The following is a 1058-nucleotide window of genomic DNA, read 5'->3' as shown; positions in this document are numbered from 1 at the left end:
CACCAATATAGGTAAGCAGACCCAAAAAGCTCAAATCAACTTCAGGGTAACCCGCCCATGCCAACGCACCTTCTTTTAATACGTAGGTATAAATCAAGTTGTTCACTGGCACGGTTACGGCCAATACAACGATAACTGCGATACCTAGACCAACCGCTGCTTGAATCTTCTTAGAGATCGCCAAGAAGGTACACATACCCAAGAAGAAGGCCAAAGCCATGTTCTCGACGAAAACCGCCTTAATAAAGAGACTTAAATAATGCTCAATCATTAGAATGCCTCCTTAACACGGTGCGCTGACATCTTGTAATCCGGCGCTTCAACTTGGCCTTTATCCCAAGTACGAACAATCCAGATAAAGATACCAATTAAGAAGAATGCACTTGGCGGAAGTAGCAACATACCATTTGGCACATACCAGCCACCATCATTCACAAGCGGTAGAATCTCAATACCGAACAACTTACCTGAGCCAAGCAATTCACGGAAGAATGCTACGAACAGCAGGATAACTGCATAACCAAGACCGTTACCAACACCATCAACAAAACTCATTGCTGGGCCATTCTGCATCGCGAACGCTTCTGCACGCCCCATAACAATACAGTTAGTGATGATCAGACCAACGAATACAGAAAGCTGCTTCGAAAGCTCGTATGCGTAAGCACGAAGTACTTGGTCTACAACAATTACCAAGGTCGCGATAATTGTCATCTGAACAATAATACGAATATTCGAAGGAATCTGGCTTCGAATAAGAGATACAGCCAAGTTGGCAAGGCCTGTAACAGTACATACTGCCAAGCCCATAACAACTGAAAGCTGCATGCTAGTGGTAACCGCAAGTGCCGAACAAATACCAAGGATTTGGAGGGCAATTGGGTTATTACTAAAAATAGGTTCGAATAAAACCTGTTTAGCGGATGCTGTGCTCACCTCATACCCCCTGACGCAATTTCTGCAAGTACTTTTGGAAACCGTGCTCGCCTGTCCAGTATTGAACGAGATTTGTCACGCCACGACTTGTAAGAGTCGCGCCCGAAAGACCATCAATTTGA

At 44.7% G+C, this 1058-nt stretch carries 3 protein-coding genes; all 3 read right to left on the bottom strand.

The window, feature by feature from the left end; genetic code table 11:
• Positions 1-271 (bottom strand): Rnf-Nqr domain containing protein (locus tag A3738_RS09245; RefSeq protein WP_304440091.1); only part of this gene is annotated, 271 nt, incomplete at its 3' end.
• Entirely contained in the window at positions 271-936 is a 666-nt protein-coding gene (locus A3738_RS09240; protein ID WP_068478351.1) for an NADH:ubiquinone reductase (Na(+)-transporting) subunit D, read from the bottom strand. The genes A3738_RS09245 and A3738_RS09240, both read right to left, overlap by 1 nt.
• Before the next feature lies 1 nt (position 937).
• Positions 938-1058, bottom strand: a 121-nt coding sequence (locus A3738_RS29265; protein ID WP_156504141.1) for an FMN-binding protein, incomplete at its 5' end; no start/stop codon positions are given.

The sequence above is a fragment of the Oleiphilus sp. HI0066 genome, assembly GCF_001635725.1.
This window is presented reverse-complemented; position numbering and strand designations above follow the sequence as displayed.